This is a genomic window from Pseudomonas sp. CH61, from assembly GCF_059429415.1.
In genome coordinates, this window is record NZ_CM182098.1 from 3,198,110 (window position 1) to 3,214,628 (window position 16,519).

16 protein-coding genes and 2 pseudogenes are annotated in these 16,519 nt (G+C 58.3%); 12 read left to right on the forward strand and 6 right to left on the reverse strand.

The window, feature by feature from the left end:
- Positions 1-170: 170 nt before the first annotated feature.
- Positions 171-599 carry a rhodanese-like domain-containing protein gene (locus tag AC5SEM_RS14205; RefSeq protein WP_016984245.1) on the reverse strand — a complete coding sequence of 143 codons (429 nt, stop codon included), beginning with the start codon at positions 597-599 and terminating at the stop codon, positions 171-173.
- Between the two features lie 101 nt (positions 600-700).
- On the opposite strand from AC5SEM_RS14205, the pseudogene ftrA reads away from it, so the two are divergent.
- Positions 701-1,546 (forward strand): annotated as a pseudogene (gene ftrA / locus AC5SEM_RS14210) (transcriptional regulator FtrA); the annotation flags it as partial.
- Positions 1,547-1,553: 7 nt separating this feature from the next.
- On the opposite strand, the gene AC5SEM_RS14215 reads toward ftrA, so the two are convergent.
- Positions 1,554-2,737, reverse strand: a protein-coding gene (locus tag AC5SEM_RS14215; protein WP_495471026.1) for an IS3 family transposase whose coding sequence is annotated in 2 segments (ribosomal slippage) — positions 1,554-2,473 and positions 2,473-2,737 — 1,185 coding nt in all. Because the reading frame shifts where the segments join, the coding sequence is not laid out codon by codon here.
- 62 nt (positions 2,738-2,799) lie between these two features.
- Here AC5SEM_RS14215 and AC5SEM_RS14220 point away from each other — a divergent pair.
- From AC5SEM_RS14220 to AC5SEM_RS14240, 5 genes and pseudogenes are all read left to right on the forward strand, one after another.
- Positions 2,800-2,934, forward strand: a pseudogene (locus tag AC5SEM_RS14220) (AraC family transcriptional regulator); the annotation flags it as partial.
- A gap of 436 nt (positions 2,935-3,370) precedes the next feature.
- The gene (locus tag AC5SEM_RS14225; RefSeq protein WP_137216435.1) at positions 3,371-3,751 is read left to right on the forward strand and encodes a DUF6124 family protein; all 381 of its coding nucleotides are present in this window, start codon (positions 3,371-3,373) and stop codon (positions 3,749-3,751) included.
- Positions 3,752-3,753: 2 nt separating this feature from the next.
- Complete coding sequence (locus AC5SEM_RS14230; protein WP_116030089.1) at positions 3,754-4,023, forward strand: hypothetical protein; 270 nt, start codon at positions 3,754-3,756, stop codon at positions 4,021-4,023.
- Between the two features lie 306 nt (positions 4,024-4,329).
- Positions 4,330-5,568, forward strand: a complete 1,239-nt coding sequence (locus tag AC5SEM_RS14235) for an S-type pyocin domain-containing protein (RefSeq protein ID WP_495473379.1) — start codon at positions 4,330-4,332, stop codon at positions 5,566-5,568.
- Entirely contained in the window at positions 5,565-5,900 is a 336-nt protein-coding gene (locus AC5SEM_RS14240; protein WP_495473380.1) for a hypothetical protein, read from the forward strand. Before AC5SEM_RS14235 ends, AC5SEM_RS14240 begins: the two co-directional genes overlap by 4 nt.
- A 59-nt stretch (positions 5,901-5,959) precedes the next feature.
- Here the strand turns inward: AC5SEM_RS14240 and AC5SEM_RS14245 are convergent, their stop codons facing one another.
- Positions 5,960-6,298, reverse strand: coding sequence for an FKBP-type peptidyl-prolyl cis-trans isomerase (locus AC5SEM_RS14245; protein ID WP_095113634.1), 339 nt, complete (start codon positions 6,296-6,298; stop codon positions 5,960-5,962).
- A gap of 163 nt (positions 6,299-6,461) precedes the next feature.
- Between AC5SEM_RS14245 and AC5SEM_RS14250 the strand changes: the two genes are divergently transcribed.
- Complete coding sequence (locus AC5SEM_RS14250) at positions 6,462-7,538, forward strand: diguanylate cyclase domain-containing protein (RefSeq protein ID WP_495473381.1); 1,077 nt, start codon at positions 6,462-6,464, stop codon at positions 7,536-7,538.
- A 5-nt stretch (positions 7,539-7,543) separates the two neighbouring features.
- Here AC5SEM_RS14250 and AC5SEM_RS14255 read toward each other — a convergent pair whose 3' ends face one another.
- Complete coding sequence (locus AC5SEM_RS14255; protein ID WP_038365266.1) at positions 7,544-8,008, reverse strand: hypothetical protein; 465 nt, start codon at positions 8,006-8,008, stop codon at positions 7,544-7,546.
- A 101-nt stretch (positions 8,009-8,109) separates the two neighbouring features.
- Positions 8,110-8,418, reverse strand: coding sequence for an RcnB family protein (locus AC5SEM_RS14260; protein WP_277758348.1), 309 nt, complete (start codon positions 8,416-8,418; stop codon positions 8,110-8,112).
- Positions 8,419-8,543: 125 nt separating this feature from the next.
- Between AC5SEM_RS14260 and AC5SEM_RS14265 the strand changes: the two genes are divergently transcribed.
- The 4 genes from AC5SEM_RS14265 to AC5SEM_RS14280 all read left to right on the forward strand — a co-directional run bounded on the left by AC5SEM_RS14265 (position 8,544) and on the right by AC5SEM_RS14280 (position 13,468).
- Positions 8,544-9,140, forward strand: a complete 597-nt coding sequence (locus tag AC5SEM_RS14265) for a LemA family protein (protein WP_460371256.1) — start codon at positions 8,544-8,546, stop codon at positions 9,138-9,140.
- Positions 9,141-9,162: 22 nt separating this feature from the next.
- A complete protein-coding gene (locus tag AC5SEM_RS14270; protein ID WP_495473382.1) occupies positions 9,163-11,118 on the forward strand; it encodes a M48 family metallopeptidase in 1,956 nt (651 codons plus the stop codon).
- A 274-nt stretch (positions 11,119-11,392) separates the two neighbouring features.
- Positions 11,393-12,685: an MFS transporter gene (locus AC5SEM_RS14275; protein ID WP_077573511.1), complete on the forward strand. Its 1,293-nt coding sequence runs from the start codon at positions 11,393-11,395 to the stop codon at positions 12,683-12,685.
- A 12-nt stretch (positions 12,686-12,697) separates the two neighbouring features.
- Positions 12,698-13,468, forward strand: a complete 771-nt coding sequence (locus tag AC5SEM_RS14280; RefSeq protein WP_495473383.1) for a substrate-binding domain-containing protein — start codon at positions 12,698-12,700, stop codon at positions 13,466-13,468.
- Here AC5SEM_RS14280 and AC5SEM_RS14285 read toward each other — a convergent pair.
- Complete coding sequence (locus AC5SEM_RS14285; RefSeq protein ID WP_134176619.1) at positions 13,458-14,372, reverse strand: LysR family transcriptional regulator; 915 nt, start codon at positions 14,370-14,372, stop codon at positions 13,458-13,460. The genes AC5SEM_RS14280 and AC5SEM_RS14285 overlap by 11 nt on opposite strands.
- 250 nt (positions 14,373-14,622) lie before the next feature.
- Here AC5SEM_RS14285 and AC5SEM_RS14290 point away from each other — a divergent pair, with 250 nt between their 5' ends.
- Entirely contained in the window at positions 14,623-16,431 is a 1,809-nt protein-coding gene (locus AC5SEM_RS14290; RefSeq protein ID WP_077573517.1) for a monovalent cation:proton antiporter-2 (CPA2) family protein, read from the forward strand.
- Positions 16,432-16,519: the final 88 nt, after the last annotated feature.

The following is a 16,519-nucleotide window of genomic DNA, read 5'->3' on the forward strand; positions in this document are numbered from 1 at the left end:
GCGCCGTCGTGGTGCAAGGGCTGTAGGACAAGCGTGTTTTCAGCGCAGAAAATCGCTGATTTCCCTGTAGGAGCTGCCGCAGGCTGCGATCTTTTGATCTGGTTTTTTTACCGCAAGATCAAAAGATCGTCCGAACGCGGCCCGAGCCTGCGGCAGCTCCTACAAGGGGATCAGCATTCGCAGCCGATGGCGGTTTTGGCGGCTTGCTCAACGCTCAGTTGAAAACCTTCATCCAGCCATCCGGTAACCCCGCCGATCATCTCCTTGACCGGGTAACCCAGTGCCGCCAGTTTCACCGCTGCCTTGTTCGCGCCGTTGCAGTGCGGGCCGGCGCAATAGACCACGAACAGCGTGGTTTTCGGGTAACTCGCCAGTTCCGCCGCCGTCAGCAAGCGGTTCGGGATATTGATCGCGCCCGGCACATGCCCGCGCTCAAAGGCCAGCGGGCCGCGAACGTCGACCAGGACAAAATCGATCTCGCCAGCCTCCTGGCTACTGAAGACGTCGGAACAATCGGTCTCGAAAGTCAGACGATTACTGAAGTGCATCAGGGCGATCGCCGACGGCGCCGCAGGGATGTCGCGAACCAGACTGACCATGGGTGTTGCTCCTTTATCTGAACGGGTGTGAACAGACTTTATCGAGCGGGCGCTTGCGGCTACAGTGGCGCACAAGACACTCACCGGGAATTTTCCGCCAAATGCCGACATCACCAGGTCTGGTCGCGATTCTGGCCTACGACGGCCTCTGCACATTCGAGTTTGGCATCGCCGTGGAGGTCTTCGGCCTGACCCGGCCGGAGTTCGATTTCCCGTGGTACACCCACGCCATTGCGGCGGTCGATCAAGGCCCGATGCGCGCCTTGGGCGGCATTCAGGTGCTGGCCGATGGCGGTCTGGAATTATTGGCCGAGGCGCGCACCATCATCATTCCCGGCTGGCGCGACCGCAACGCGCCGGTGCCTCCAGCATTGATCGACGCGTTGCGTCAGGCCCATGCCCGGGGTGCGCGGTTGCTGTCGATCTGCTCCGGTGTATTTGTGCTGGCGGCCACCGGCTTGCTCGACGGCCACAGCGCCACCACCCATTGGCGTTACACCGCCGAACTGGCGCAACGCTTCCCGGCGATTGCGGTCGATCCGGATGTGCTTTACGTCGATTCCGGTCAGTTGATCACCTCGGCCGGCAGCGCTGCCGGGATTGACGCCTGCCTGCATCTGGTGGCGCGGGACTTCGGCACGCAAGTCGCCAACTCGGTGGCGCGGCGCCTGGTGATGTCGCCGCAGCGTACTGGCGGCCAGGCGCAGTTCATTCCGACACCGGTCAGCCCGACGCCGCGCAACGATCTGTCGCGGGTGATGCAATGGGCGCGCGAGCGCTTGCATGAACCGCTGGAAGTACGTGATCTGGCCAGTGAAGCGGCGATGAGTGAGCGCACGTTTCTGCGGCGCTTTACCGAGGCCAGTGGGCAGTCGCCCAAGGCGTGGTTGCAGCACGAACGTTTGGCGCGGGCGCGGGAGTTGCTGGAGAGTACGCCGGACAATACTGCAGTGGTCAACTAATTCCGGACACCTCGATAGGTGGTTCTGACGCCATCGCCCGCTCATAGACGGTCGGTGGCAGATATCCCAGTTTCGAGTGCAGCCGTTCGTTGTTATAAAACCCAACGATGTACTCGGTGATGTCGCGGATCGCTTCAGCATGGTTGGCGTAGTCACGTCGCCATACCCGCTCCATTTTCAAACTCAGGAAGAAGCGTTCCATCACCGCATTGTCCCAGCAATTACCTTTACGGCTCATGCTCTGCTGCATGTCGTTTCTTGCCAGTAACTCTCTGTAAGTTGCACTTGCGTATTGACTGCCCCGATCTGAGTGGGCAATCAAGCCTGGTGGCGGTTGACGCTGCGCGATAGCCAGTTGCATCGCGGTGCACACCAGCTCTGCCGGCATGTTCGGAGCCATCGACCAGCCCACTATCTTGCGCGAGAACAAGTCCAATACTACGGCCAGATACAACCAGCCACTGCGGGTGCGGATATAGGTGATGTCGGCTACCCAGGCCTTGTTTGGCGCTACTGGATCAAATTTTCTGTTCAGTACATTCTCTGCAATCGGCAGGTCATGATTACTATCGGTTGTGTGTACAAACTTGCGCTTCCAGGCTGAACGCAGTCCGTTAGCCCGCATCAATCGACGGATTTTATACAGCCCGACAAGCATGCCTTTACCGCGCAAAGCGTCGCGCAAAGGGCGGCTGCCGTAGCAGCCTCCACTCTCGGCGAAAGACGCCTTGAGTTGCACAAGAACAGGACAACTCTGCCGAACAGGCGCATCGGCACGCTTCTGAAACTCATAGAAGCCTGAACGACTAATGCTCAGCAACCGACAGACATGTGCCACTGAGTAAGCCTTCTGTTGCAGCTGCCGAACCAGTCGATACCTTACTTCAGCTCGCGGGCAAAGAAGGCGGTAGCCTTTTTTAAGATGTCGTTATCCATCTTGAGCTGCCGATTTTCTTGTTCCAATTGCCGGATGCGCTGCTGTTCCGCCGTCAATGGCTTGCCGATTCCGGCCTGCCCCAGTTGCTCTGCCTCGTATTGCTGCACCCAGCGTCGAACGGCTGTCTCACCAATGTTCAGATCTTGGCAAACCTGCACAACGGTCAGTCCCTGATCCTTGATCATCTTCACGACTTGCAGCTTGAAGCTGTCGTCGAATGCCCTGCGTTTTTTAGTCATGAATAACTCCTCGATAGATGTATTTTCCACCTATCGGGGTGTCTGGGGAAATTAGACCACTGCATACCGAGCAGATTGCCGAGCGTTGCGGTTATCGGTCGGTGGAGAGTTTTCGTGTGGCGTTTCGCGGGGTGGTGGGTGTGCCGCCGTCGGTGTATCGGGAGCGGTTTGGGCGGGGCGTGAGGGTTGAATCCTGAGGTGATTTTGAAGGCGCCTTCGCGAGCAAGCTCGCTCCCACAGGGGGTACGCATTTCAAAGGTGGGAGCGAGCCTGCTCGCGAAGGCGCCAGTCAAACGCAGCATCATTTAGACATCAGCCACAAGGCTACAGCGCCTTGCGCCTTTGCCTACAACTACGCCAGAATCCGCCGGCTTGTGCGGCTTGGGGGCTGTCGGTAACTTGGATCGCGTCACTGAAGGGTCAGTGATCGGGTTTAGTCGCTCGGTAATCCACTTGAACTGCACAACGTTCCAGACAGTAGGTATTTCGATACCTCACTCAATGGTAGCTGTGCGCAGGGCGCCTTCGGGTGCGCCGGTTTTGGTGGAGTTTCCGGTCGACTAACCTGCGTATAGCTGCCACCTTTTCGTTTAGTCGCGAGGTGGTGTCAGCATCACTTTGGAAAACTACACCATGTTCAAAATCACGCCAAATCCGCCCGAAACAGATGCGGAAATCGATCCAAATCCAACGTCCCCCTACTCCACCCCGGGCTCCAGAAAACTCCACGAAGCCGCCGAACGCGCCCTCGACCACTACCTGAAACCCACACCGCCTTCACCACCACGCAGACCCAGCACCATGTTCCTCGTCGACCCGAACACCGGCGCCGAAGACCTCATGGCCCACGCCTGCGAATCAATGGCCTCGGCCAGCGTCATGCTCAGCGACTTCGCCGCCCTGCTCGACTCGCCCTACCGCAACACCGTGCTCGGCATTCAACAAGTGGTCATGCTCGGCGAACTCGCGGTCAACCGCGCCCTCGACAAAATCGACCCCACCCTGAGGCAATAGACATGTCCAACAAAACCGATGCACAAGTCGTCGCGGCACTGGTGGCCATGGGTTTCAACGAACGCGACGGACGCTGGGCACAGAACGCCTGCCTGGTGCTGTTCGAAAGCGAACGCGAATCCATCGTCGCCTCCGCCGTCACCGTCCTTCCCCAACTCGATGAACTGGAAATCGACGCCGTGCTACCCGCACTGCGCCGCGTGACCCGCCGGTTCCCCTCACTGCAAAGAACCGTGGCCGACACACTGGCCGAAATGGCGCATGCGGCCTGATTGACCGCGTGATCGTTCTTCGCGAGCAGGCTCGCTCCCACACTAGATCTGCGGTGTACTCAAATCCCATGAGCATCCGCGATCAACTGTAGGAGTGAGCCTGCTCGCGATGGCGTTCTTTCTGCTAACAGATATCTGAAAACCAGACCATAGGAAGGCCCGAGCGAGTTGGCGTACCTGCCGATGTACCCATCCTGATTTTTTACACTTGTAACAACTGTCGCAATTTCAGACCCGTCCTACATCCATCAAACGTCCATTCATTTAGCGTCCGCATCGTTTTCTGACGAAAGAACAAGGACGCTCATGGCGCGAAAGACAGACAGACCTCGGGTTCAAAATCCACCGGCCGGTGACGGACACCACATCACTAGCCGCTACATGACCGACAGCGAGTTGGCAGAGCGGGAAGCTAGACAAACCGCCTATGACGACATGCTTGCCAGACAGCAAGCCTACGAAAATAGCCTAATCAAACAGCCACAACAGCCTATGCCCGATGCAAAAGGTTGCGTGTTCGCTAAAAGCTGCCAACTTACGGATGGTGTAATCAACCATGTCAGTAGTACCGGATTTATTCCGGTCGAGAAGTTGGCTGATTTTGGAGAGTTGTCTTTGTTGGGCGGCCGCGAGCGAGACACTGCTGGGAACATCCCGCTAAAAAAAGTAGGAGGCCGTAATTTTCCCGCTGAGGCAGGAACGCTTCTATTAGCTACGACTACCACTGCAAGCCCAGGCGCAAGTGCGGTGAGTGGTGCAAGTGCAGTGACGGGAGGTGTTGTCGCTGGTGCATTGCTCGGCATGGTTGCTCTGCTTTGGCCTTCGAGTTTGGGCGACAGCTCGCTATACACAGAAGAACAACTTAAGTCGCTTGAGAAAGGTCGCACTCGTGTCCGATTGCGTTTAGAACAACAGGCCGACGGCACCTTGAAAGGATATGGGTACAACACCCAGACGCGCAGCGATTGGGAGATGATTCCTGTCGTACGGTTCGTGAAGCAAGGCACCCATCAAGTCGCAGATTTCGGTAATGGCGCAAAATTGATCTGGACACCCGCCGTAGACCCCACCAAGACAACGGTAATTCCACCGTTGGAAAGCACACCACGAATACCCCAAATTTGGATTTACCCGCCGACTGAGCAAGCAGACAAGATCATCGTTAATCCGGTTTACCCGCCTGAGTACCGCGATTTCATCTTGGTTTTTCCTGCAAACTCAGGAATTAGACCCCTTTATATAGTTTTGGCGCTTGAGTTCGATGCAGCCAGTTATCACGGCAAAACGGATACATCCATCAAAAGTAAAGGACCGACCAATGGTCAAGAAGCGTTAGAAAACTCAGTTCAGGTCAAACCTACATCACCACGCAGAATCGGAATTGATCCAGAAACCAACGAGCTAGTCGTTTTTGATCGAACAGGTGGAGAGGTCTATCACGGCCACGTAAGGCCATGGGATAAACTTCACCAAGATATGAAAAATGCGCTGATCAAGGCTAAAAAAGTAGACAACAAAGGCAGAATCCTGGGAGATACAAAGTGAGCCTCATCTATCAAGATCCATCCATAAGCCATGACGAGGCCATAAGACTCCTTGGCAGCGACACGGATGCAAACGTAATCGCCGCACTCGTATCCATTGGCCTGAATGAAACCGATAGAAACTGGGCTCAGGACATCTGCCTGAAACACCTCACCAGCAAAGCCGAAGCAATTGTGGCCGCTGCGGCTACTGCACTCGGGCACATCGCTCGCCGACATGGCGAGCTGGATACTGAAACAGTTTTTGCGGCACTCGAATCAGCCAAGCAAACGCACCCTTCACTGCAAGGAATCATCGAAGACACGCTTGACGATATAGACGTATTCACCTGATCCACCCTGACGGCATTTGGATGAAGTAACGGACTTCATCCAAATCGACGTCCCCTACCTCAATCCTCCCGCGTCAGCACTTCCAACAACTCAATCTCAAACACCAGATTCGAACCCGGCGGGATCTTGCCCATCGTCCGCTCGCCGTACCCCAAATGCGCCGGCACCAGCAATTTGCGCTTGCCCCCCACTTGCATGCCCATCAACCCCTGATCCCAACCCTTGATCACCCGCCCGGTGCCAATCACGCACTGGAAAGGTTTGCCACGGCTGTAGGAAGAATCGAACTCGCTGCCGTCTTCCAGCCATCCGGTGTATTGGGTGGTGATCAGCGCGCCTTTGACGGCGGCTTTGCCTTCGCCGACCTGAAGATCGATTACCTGCAGTTCATCATTCATAACATTCACTCTATTGTTCAGCCGGCCGCCGTTTTCCCAGAAATGCCGGTGATTGGCAACCTGCCCGCGTAGATCAACGTGGTATCGGAACCGAGTATTGAAGCATTAACATAGCCAACCGCCACTACCCCACGGATCGACCCGCCATGCTGGCAGCGCCCGAATGACTCTGTTCTGGATCAGCCTTGCCATGGGCGCGATCTTGCTCGCCATCATCGCTCTGCTGCTGTGGCGCGAACGCGGTTTGCGCAGGCAGCTTGCGCAATACCGCGATCTGCTGACACGGACTGTCGATGGCCGGAGCACTCAGCAGGACGGCGACGTCGAGCGCTTCAAACGCAGCCAGTACTTTGCGCGCATCGGCACTTGGGACTGGGAAGTCGACACGGATCGGCTGTACTGGTCGGATGCGATCTACGGCATGTTCGGGTTCAAGATCGGCGAGATCACCCCGTCCTATGCGCTGTTCTGTTCCTGCGTCCATCCGGACGATCGCACCAAGGTGCGCGAAGGTGAACTGCGTTGCCTGGAAACCGGTGAAAACCACGATGAGGAATACCGCGTGGTGTGGCCCGACGGCACGATTCGCTGGCTGCGGGAAACCGGCAACGTGGTGCACAACGACCACGATGCGGTGGTCAAGATGATGGGCGTGGTGCGCGACATCACCGAAGAAAAAGCTTCGGCCAGCTACCTGCAGCACCTCGCCCACTTCGATCCGCTGACCGGCCTGCCTAATCGCCTGGTGCTGGAACAACGCTTGTCCGAAGCGCTAGATCACGCGCGGCAGACCGAGACCCGTGTCGCACTGGTGTTCGTCGACCTCAACGGCTTCAAAACCATCAATGATCGCTACGGCCATGCTGCCGGCGACCGCGTGCTGATCACCACGGCAACACGGTTGAAACGCATTCTGCGCGCCACCGATACCGTTGCGCGCATTGGCGGCGATGAGTTCGTGGTGATCCTGCAAGGCCTGGCGCCGAGCCTGAGTTTGCAGGACGAAGCCCGCAGCATCTGCCAGAAAATCTTCATCGAACTGTCGCCCCCGATCAGCATCGGCACCGACCAGCGCCACATCGGCACCAGCCTTGGCGTGGCGGTGTTTCCGGATCATGCGACGGCGATGGATCGCTTGCTGCACGTCGCAGATCTGGCGATGTATGAAGCCAAGCGCAGTGGCAATAATCAGTATCGGTTGGGGGGTGGGCAGGTGATGAATCAGGTTCGGGTCGAGTAGCTCGATCAGTCCGCAGGCAGTCCAAACGGAACACCATTGAAGGTATGCGTGCAGCAACGGCAATGAGGTTTCATATCCTCGGCAGTCAACTGCGGGTTGACGATTTGCAGCTGCTTTTGCCCATCGACGAACAGGCCGTTGAAGTAGGCCGACTCGCCCAGTCGCACAATGTCCTCGCGATCCTCTTCGTGGATGGCAACCATCCAGAACACCGGCTCTGGCCGATCAAGGCGAGATACCGCTTCGCTGAAAATCTCATCCCAATGACCGCCGACGCGAGATAACAGGAAACGAAACAACGGCGTGTAGTCATAGCCGTGGTGTTTGATGCCATGCATAGAGCCGCGCGTGGCCTCGCTGCGGCTTTGTGCTTTGGTGTTTCGTTGGTCGCGGTAGTGCCCGCCTGGGTTGTTGCGCCAGACATTGTGAGCGGTGGTGTTTTCTTTGCGATACAGCGGTTTCTTTTCCAACCTGTTGCTCCTGACTTCCCGACATCCAAAACGCCCCAAGGGTTTTACCCGAACGGCGCTCGATTGCAATCAACCGTCCATGGCTGATTATTGCCGGAGGTTTAACGCTCGACCGGTTTCATCTCGACAATCGTCCCGTTGGTGATCATCACCATCACGTACTTGTCGTTGATCTGCACCCACTGGGCCTGGTCGATCGGTGCTTTCAGACCTTTGGCTTTCCAGTTTTCCAGTGCTTTGTCCTTGCGTTGATACATTTCGGGCGCCCGGTCGTTAACCTTCAATTCGCGGTCGCTAGTCGGGGATTGGACGGCCTGTTCATTTGAGGTTTGCGCCGCTTGAACAAGTGGGCTGATCCCGGCAATGCCGGCGACGAGGGCCAGGCTGGCGATTAGGGTTTTGCTGTTCATCGGTGAACCTCCTGTGGTGTGTGCTACCTGAACTCGGACTACCGGGTTCGGGAATCATTCCTTGTTTTTTTGCATTTGCGCTAACATGCCGCGCCCCATTCCACCGTGTGAACAAGGACATCACCGTGAACAGCACCCTCGTCATCCTTTTGGTCGTTGGCGGCCTCCTCGCCCTCTATGCCATCTTCCTTTTCAACAGCCTCGTCGCTCGACGCAATCAAATCAAAAACGCCTTCGCGCAACTCGAAGTGCAACTCAAGCGCCGCTATGACCTGATACCCAATCTGGTGGCCACCGCCAAGGGTTATATGACCCACGAGCGCGAAACCCTGGAAGCGGTGATTGCCGCGCGCAACAACGCCGTCGCCGGTCTTCAGGCCGCTCAGGCGCAGCCGGGCAATGCCCAGAGCATCGCGCAACTGGGCCAGGCCGACAGCGCGCTGAGCAATGCCATGGGCCGGTTGAATGTAACGGTTGAAGCGTACCCGGAACTCAAAGCGTCGCAAAACATGCAGCAACTGAGTGAAGAGCTGAGCAGCACCGAAAACAAAGTCAGTTTTGCCCGCCAGGCTTACAACGATGCAGTGATGACCTACAACACGCTTAAGCAAAGTTTCCCGGCAGCCCTGCTCGCCCCGCTATTCGGCCATGGTGCCGATGCCTCGGCGTTGACGTTCGCTGATAGCGCGGCCATTCAGGAAGCGCCAAAGGTTTCGTTCTGACCCTCAGCCAACGGATGGCAACATGAATTTCTTTGAACAACAGCGCCGGGCCAAGCGCCGCACCGTGTACCTCATTTTCTTGATGTTCATGGCGGTGCTCAGTCTGATCGCCGTGTCGTGTGTGCTGATGACCATTCCTGTCGAGGATGGCAGCGGTAAAGTCCTGATGGATCTGGAACTCGACCGGCAACTGGTCATGACCGTGTCAGCCGTGGTCGTCGGCATCGTGCTGCTGGGCAGTCTGTCCAAACTCTTGGAGTTGTCAGAAGGCGGCAAAGTGGTTGCGCGGCGCCTCGAAGGACGCGTGATCAACCACAGCGCGCAAACGCTGGAAGAGCAGCGATTGATGAACGTGGTGGAAGAAATGGCCATCGCCTCCGGCACCGCCGTGCCCTCGGTGTACTTGCTGCCCGATCTGGGCATCAACGCCTTCGCGGCGGGACTCACGCCACAGGACGCCGTCATCGGCGTCACTCAGGGCGCAATTAATGTGCTGACCCGTGAAGAGCTGCAAGGGGTGATCGCCCATGAGTTCAGTCATATCTATAACGGTGACATGCGCCTCAACACCCGATTGATTGCCATCGTCCACGGGATCATGGTTCTCGGGTTGACCGGCAGCTATATCCTGGAAGGCACCGAGCAGGTCGGTAAAACCCCGCTGCAGCGCAGCAAGTTCGTCGCGATACCGATGTTGATTGGTTTTGTGCTGTTGTTTGTGGGTATCGCGGGGACGATTTTTGGCAATATGATCAAATCTGCAATCAGTCGACAGCGTGAATTCCTCGCCGATGCAACGGCGGTGCAATACACCCGCAACCCGCAAAGCATCGCCGGTGCGTTGAAGAAAATTGGCGGTTATGAACTGGGGGCACGCATCAATTCCGCGCGCGCGGAGGAATACAGCCATTTGTATTTCGGACCGGGTTACTCGAGCACCGACTCGACGGCTTCCCATCCGGATTTGAATGAGCGGATCCGTCGGGTCGATGCGCAATGGGATGGCAGCTTCATCAAAGTGGCGGCGCCGCCCGCAGATGCACAACCTTCGGTCGCTCTGCCTGTGCCCGATGCATTCGGCGGCATCCCCGCTGCGGCCAAGTCGGTGCTCTATGACATGAACGCGGTTCAAACCTCCGTGGCGGCCATTGGCGCCCCGCAGCCAGAACATCTGCTGGAAGCTCGCCGCGTGCTGGATGACATTCCGCACACGCTCAAAAGCGCAGCACGCAATATTGAAGGCGCCCAGGCCGTTGTGTATGGGCTGCTGCTGTCGCGTTCAACCTCCCTGCTGGGCATACAGGTCGAGCTGCTCAGATCGGAAATCGACGCCACGGTGTTCGACTATTTGAATCAGCTGCGTGAGCCGCTGTCGTCGCTGAGTCCCGGACTGCGCCTGCCGTTGCTGGATCTGGCCATCCCGAGTCTGCGAGAGCTTGGCAAAAAGCCTTTCGCCAAGGTCAAGCACAACCTGAATTTGCTGATCGAAGCGGACAACGAAACAGAGTTGTTGGAGTGGACGCTGTTGCGCATCGTCGAGCGCAATGTTGAAGGCGCGACACCGGTGCAGTTCAAATTCGGACTGTTCCAGTGCGCCGAAGAACTCATGGCACTGTTAACCGCAATGGCCCGAGCCGGACAGGACAATCTATCGGCAGCGTCGCAGGCCATTCAGTTTGCCTGGCAAGGTCTTGCGTTCGAACAGCCTGAAGAAATGCGCGCCGAACTTGAAGATCTGGTGGGGCTGGAAGCGGCGATCAAGCGCCTGCGCCATCTCATGCCAGAGGAACGTCCGGCATTGCTCGATGCCATGACCCGCTGCGTGATGCACGATGGCGTGATCACCGTGGCTGAAGCCGAACTGTTTCGCGCCGTCGCGGACTTGCTCGACTGCCCGCTGCCACCATTGCTTACCGCACACGCCGAAATGGCTGACAGCACCCGTGACACTGCTCACCATGCAGTTGCAACGTCCTGAGTTTGCAGGTGCGACAAAACCTGTGGGAGCGAGCCTGCTCGCGAAGGGGTTGGTACATTCGACATCTTCTTTGCTTGGACCACCGCTTTCGCGAGCAGGCTCGCTCCCACAATGGTCTGCGGTATCGGCTTAGAGGGATTGATCCAATTTGCACATCAATCCATGCCAACAATGCAATTAACAGATTGTTACATCTGCGCCACCATCCACCTCAATAAAAACCGTGCGCCGCCCTCCCGTCGCGCACGTCATAAAAGCGGTGGAGTACTTTTCTATGACAGCCTCAATCCCACACAACGGCTCGCGGGCCGGTGCCATTTTCCGGGTGACCTCGGGCAACTTCCTCGAACAGTTCGACTTCTTCCTGTTCGGCTTCTACGCCACGCAGATCGCGGCAGTGTTCTTTCCGGCGAGCAGTGAGTTCGCCTCCCTGATGATGACCTTTGCGGTGTTCGGCGCAGGCTTCCTGATGCGTCCGCTGGGCGCCATCGTGCTCGGTGCGTACATCGATGATGTCGGCCGGCGCAAAGGGTTGATCGTCACGCTGTCGATCATGGCCAGCGGCACGATATTGATTGTGCTGGTGCCCGGTTATGAAAGCATCGGCCTGTTTGCCCCCGCGCTGGTATTGATCGGACGCTTGCTGCAAGGCTTCTCGGCCGGGGCGGAACTGGGCGGCGTGTCGGTGTATCTCGCCGAGATCGCCACGCCGGGCCGCAAAGGTTTCTTCACCGCTTGGCAGTCGGCCAGTCAGCAAGTGGCAATCATTGTCGCCGCTGCTTTGGGCTACGCCTTGAACGCGTGGATGGCGCCGGAGGTGGTGGCCGATTGGGGCTGGCGGATTCCGTTTTTCGTCGGCTGCATGATCGTGCCGTTTATCTTTTTCCTGCGCCGTAACCTGGCCGAAACCGAAGAGTTCGCTGCACGCAAACACCGCCCGAGCATGGGCGAAGTGTTCCGCACCCTCGGCCAGAACTGGGGCGTGGTACTCGGCGGCATGTTGATGGTCGCGCTGACCACCACCGCGTTTTACCTGATCACCGTGTACGCGCCGACCTTCGGCAAAACCGTGCTGCATCTGAGTACTTCGGACGCGCTGTTGGTGACCTTGCTGGTCGGGGTGTCGAACTTCTTCTGGCTGCCGATTGGCGGCCTGTTGTCCGACCGTATCGGCCGTCGCCCGGTGCTGATCGCCATGTCGCTGCTGGCCTTGGCCACGACTTATCCGGCGCTGTCGTACCTGGTGCAGGCGCCGAGCTTCAGCCACATGTTGCTGTCGCTGTTGTGGCTGTCGTTTATCTACGGTTTGTACAACGGCGCAATGATTCCGGCGCTGACCGAGATCATGCCAGTCGAGGTTCGCGTTGCCGGTTTCTCCCTCGCCTACAGCCTGGCCACCGCCATTTTCGGTGGTTTCACCCCGGCGATGTCGACCTTCCTGATTCAGTACACCGGCGACAAAGCCGCGCCGGGTTACTGGATGAGCATCGGTGCGCTGTGTGCCTTGTGCGCCACTCTTTATCTGTACCGCCGTGCCGGTGGTCGTCTGCAACCTGTCGCGGCCTGAGGAAAACTCGCCATGAAAAAACTGTTTACTGTCACCGCCCTGCTCGCCGGTCTCGCGTTCAACCTCGCGGCCCAGGCCGAAGAATTGAGCGTGATGACCTCCGGAGGCTTCACTGCCGCCTACAAGATTCTCGGGCCGAAATTCGCCGCCGCCAGCGGCAACACACTGACCACCAGCCTCGGCCCGTCGATGGGCAAAGCCCCCGAAGCGATCCCCAATCGCCTCGCCCGCGGTGAACACGCCGACGTGGTGATCATGGTCGGCTACGCCCTCGATGACTTGATCAAACAAGGCAAGGTCGACCCGGCCTCGCGCGTTGAGCTGGCAGATTCGCGGATTGGCCTGGTGGTGCGTGAAGGCGCGCCGAAACCAGACATCAGCAGCGTCGACGCCTTGAAGAAAACCCTGCTCGACGCACAATCGGTGGCCTACTCCGACAGCGCCAGCGGCGTGTACATCGAGCAGCAGTTGTTCAAGAAACTGGGGATTGAAGAGCAACTGAAACCGAAGGCCAAAATGATCCCGAAAGTCCCGGTCGGCTCGGTGGTTGCTACCGGCGACTATCAATTGGGCTTCCAGCAGGTCAGCGAATTGCTGCCAGTACCGGGCGTGAGTTTCGTCGCGAAGATTCCGGAATCGGTGCAGTCGGTGACGCGTTTTGCTGCCGGGATTCCGGTCGGCGCACAGCATCCTGAAGAAGCCAAAGCCCTGCTCGCCTACCTCGCCGCGCCGACCGCACAAGCTGACGTGCAAGCCACCGGGCTGGATTCGGTCAAGCGCTGATCGTAGGCGGCTGGACTTTCATTTCTATCACCAGCCGCTCCAGTTCCAGTGCCGCCGGGGTCAGCGTACGACCCCGGCGTTTGATGATGCCGACACTGCGCATCACTTGCGGATCGGTCAGCGGCACCCGCGTCAGGATCGGATGATCCGGCCCGGGCATCGCCATCAGCGGCACCGCCGCCACGCCCAACCCCGCCTCCACCAGACCGATCATCGTCGTCACATGCCGGGTTTCGCAGATGCTCGAACGCTGCGGCACCACGCTGCTCAACGCCTGATCGAGCAGAAAGCGGTTGCCGGAGGTCTTGTCCAGCGAGATGTAATCCTGCTGATAGAACTCGTCCCAGCTCACACTGCTGCGCCCGGCCAACGGATGATCGCGGCGACAAGCGACGACGTAGCACTCCTGCACAAGCGGTTCGAACTCGACTTTGGCATCCTGCGTGCCGAGAAAACTCAAGCCAAAATCCGCCTCGCCATTGACCACCGCACTCAACACATCGTGCGCGCTGGAGTCGAGCACTTTGACTTTGATCCGTGGGAATTGCTGGTGATAGCGCGCAACCACGCGAGGCATGAAGTAGTACGCCGCCGAAGGCACGCAGGCGACAGTGACATGGCCCAAACGGGTCGATGCGACTTCGCTGATGCCCAATAACGCGACGTCGAGATCATCCAGCAAACGCTCGACGCTGGGCATGAAACCGCGCCCGGCCTGGGTCAGGCTGACCTTGCGCGTGGTGCGTTCGAAGAGTTTGACGCCGAGGGCGTCTTCAAGCTTTTCGATGCGCCGGCTCAACGCCGGTTGCGACAGGCGCACGGTGTCGGCGGCCTTGCGGAAACTGCCCTGCTCGACCACGGCGCGGAAGGCTTGCAGATCGTTGAGGTCGAAGTTGATGGCCATGGCGGGACTCGGGAGATTGATACGCAGAGATTATGAATGTAACCAATTGATGCAAATTATTACAGGTTAAAACCAAGATCCCTGTGGGAGCGAGCCTGCTCGCGAATGCGTTCTGTCAGTGACAACTATGCTGGCTGACACTCCGCATTCGCGAGCAGGCTCGCTCCCACAGGGATCTTCGGTGGATGAAAAGTCGCTGTAGCCCTTATCCTTGTCACCCCCGCCGTACCGTTGTCAGGAGTAACCCCCCATGCCCCATGAAGGCAATCTGTTGCAAGCCGCCGTCGTGTTTCTGTTCGCGGCCGTGCTCACCGTGCCTTTGGCCAAACGTCTGCAACTGGGTGCCGTGCTCGGTTACCTGTTCGCCGGGGTGATCATCGGCCCGTCGGTTTTGGGTCTGATCGGCAATCCGCAAAGCGTCGCGCACATTTCCGAACTGGGTGTGGTGTTGCTGCTGTTCATCATTGGTCTTGAGCTGTCGCCGCGACGCTTGTGGGTGATGCGCAAATCGGTGTTCGGCGTCGGTCTGGCGCAGGTGCTGCTGACCGCTTCAGTGATCGGCGTACTGGCGTTGTCGGTATTTGGCCAACCGTTGAACAGCGCGATCGTGCTTGGCCTTGGCCTGGCGCTGTCCTCGACGGCATTCGGTCTGCAAAGTCTGGCCGAGCGCAAAGAATTGACCAGCCCACACGGGCGACTGGCGTTTGCGATTCTGCTGTTTCAGGACATCGCCGCGATCCCGCTGATCGCGCTGGTGCCGATGCTTGCCGGTGGTGCTCAGGACACCAGCAATGCCGAGGGCCTGAATCACGCCTTGCAAGTGCTCGGCGGTATCGCCGTGGTCGTGGTCGGAGGGCGTTATCTGCTGCGTCCGGTGTTCCGCGTGGTGGCGAAAACCGGTTTGCCGGAAGTGTCGACGGCCACGGCGTTGCTGGTGGTGATCGGCACGGCCTGGTTGATGGATCTGGTCGGTGTGTCGATGGCGCTGGGGGCGTTTCTCGCCGGTTTGCTGTTGGCGGATTCGGAATATCGCCATGAGCTGGAAGCACAGATCGAGCCGTTCAAAGGTCTGCTGCTCGGGCTGTTTTTCATCAGTGTCGGCATGGGCGCCAACTTGAGTTTGCTGCTGAGTGCGCCGATCACGGTGTTGGGGCTGACGCTGTTGTTGATCGGTCTGAAATTGCCGCTGCTGTTTGTCGTCGGGCGTCTGGCCGGTGGCTTGAACAAGGTCAGTGCGATTCGCCTCGGTATCGTCTTGGCGGCCGGTGGTGAGTTTGCTTTTGTGGTGTTCAAGATCGGTCGCGATCAGGGCCTGTTTGAGCCGCGCCTGTATGACTTGCTGGTGCTGACCATCACCCTGTCGATGGCGGTGACGCCGTTGTTGCTGTTGCTCTGCGCGCGGCTGGTCAGCCCGAAAGTGCAGCCGGTGGAAGTGCCGGAAAAATACCGCGAGATCGACACTGACACGCCGCGTGTGGTGATCGCCGGCATGGGCCGGATGGGCCAGATCGTCGCGCGGATTCTGCGCGCGCAGAACATCAAATTCGTCGCACTGGACACCTCGGTGGAAACCATCGAACTGTCGCGCAGTTTTGGCGGTGTGCCGGTGTTTTATGGTGATCCGATGCGCCCGGAAATTCTTAACGCGGCCAAGGTCGGCGAGGCGGAGTATTTCGTGATTGCCACCGATGATCCGGAGACCAACATCAAGACCGCTGAGGTGGTGCGCAAGCTGTATCCGCACATGAAGATCATCGCCCGGGCCCGTAACCGTCAGCACGTGCACCGCTTGGTCGATGTTGGTGCGGAGGCGATTCGTGAGACGTATTACTCAAGTCTGGAGATGAGCCGGCGCACCTTGGTCGGCCTCGGTTTGACCCAGGCTCAGGCCGATGCGCGGATCAAGCGCTTCAAGCACCACGATGAACAGGTGCTGGAGGCGCAACACGCGATCTACGACGACGCCGCCAAAGTCCTGCAAACCGCCCAGGAAGCCCGGGCGGAACTGGCGCGGTTGTTCGAATCGGACCAACTCGAAGAAGAATCCCGCCAAACCTGAGCCCCGCACAAAACCTGTAGGAGTGAGCCTGCTCGCGATGGCGGTGTGTCAGTCGACTTATTCATTACTGACAGATTGCTATCGCGAG